Origin of the sequence: Pseudomonas sp. NPDC099000 (genome assembly GCF_044759925.1) — a bacterium.
Classification (GTDB): Bacteria; Pseudomonadota; Gammaproteobacteria; order Pseudomonadales; family Pseudomonadaceae; genus Aquipseudomonas.
Map to the genome: position 1 here is coordinate 1 of NZ_JBIWAF010000038.1, position 1,298 is coordinate 1,298.

1 protein-coding gene is annotated in these 1,298 nt (G+C 58.9%); it reads right to left on the minus strand.

Annotated features, from left to right (window positions below; all coding sequences use genetic code 11):
- Positions 1–123 precede the first annotated feature (123 nt).
- Positions 124–1,164: an NADP(H)-dependent aldo-keto reductase gene (locus ACIQV9_RS26615; RefSeq protein ID WP_403107779.1), complete on the minus strand. Its 1,041-nt coding sequence runs from the start codon at positions 1,162–1,164 to the stop codon at positions 124–126.
- Between the last annotated feature and the right edge of the window lie 134 nt (positions 1,165–1,298).

The following is a 1,298-nucleotide window of genomic DNA, read 5'->3' on the forward strand; positions in this document are numbered from 1 at the left end:
AAGCTGAGGCTGAACGGAATGAGCCCTGTGGAATACAGGACTCAATCCGTTCAGGCCTAGAACCACAATCGTCCAACTTTTGGGGTGCACACCACAGAGCGTGGGAACGATCATCGTCGTAAGTTACGGCGCGGGATTCGGGTGATCCTTGTGAATCGCCTCGATTCCCTCCAACACGTCATCGGAAAGTTTCAGCTCGAAGCTCGCTAAATTGCTTTCAAGCTGCTCCATGGTTGTGGCGCCGATGATGTTGCTGGTCACGAACGGCTGCTGGGTGACAAACGCCAGCGCCATTTGCGCCGGGTCCAGACCGTGTTCCCGGGCCAGCGCAACGTAACGACTGCACGCGGCTTCCGACTGCGGGTTGAAATAGCGGCTGAAGCGGCTGTAGAGGCTCAGGCGGCCTTTGGGCGGACGTGCGCCACCTTCGTACTTGCCCGACAGGAAACCGAACGCCAGCGGCGAATAGGCGAGCAGGCCGCACTGTTCGCGGATGGCGATTTCCGCCAGGCCGACTTCGAAGCTGCGGTTGAGCAGGTTGTACGGGTTCTGGATCGACACGGCTCGCGGCCAGCCACGGGCTTCGGCCAGGGCGAGGAAGCGCATGGTGCCCCACGGCGTTTCGTTGGACAGACCGATGTGGCGGATCTTGCCGGCCTTGACCTGTTCGTCCAGCGCTTCGAGGGTGTCCTCCAGCGGCGTCAGGTTGGCTTCGGTCTTGTGTTTGTACCCCAGCTGGCCGAAGAAATTGGTGCTGCGTTCAGGCCAGTGCAGCTGATAGAGGTCAATGTAGTCGGTTTGCAGGCGCTTGAGGCTCGCGTCCACGGCTTCGGTGATGTGCTGGCGGTTGTGCCGCAGGTTTTTATCGCGGATGTAATCGATGGTGTTGCCGGGGCCGGCGATCTTGCTGGCGAGTATCCAGTCGGCGCGATCACCGCGACTTTTGAAGTAATTGCCGATGTAGCGTTCGGTGGTGGCGTAGGTTTCGGCCTTCGGCGGCACCGGATACATTTCGGCGGTGTCGATGAAATTGATCCCGGCGTCCTTGGCCCGTTCGATCTGTGCGAAGGCTTCAGCTTCAGTGTTTTGCTCGCCCCAGGTCATGGTTCCGAGGCAGATGGCACTCACGTTCAGATTGGTTCGGCCTAGCTGTCGATAGTCCATCGGGTGCTCCTTGGGCAAAACAATCATAAAAGCAGGTTGAATTATTTTTCGCAATCTGCATAATTGCGCACCTCTTTCTGCAGTGGAAGTGATGCGCCGCCGCCGAAGAATCTTGCCGTTGAACGGACGCGCCG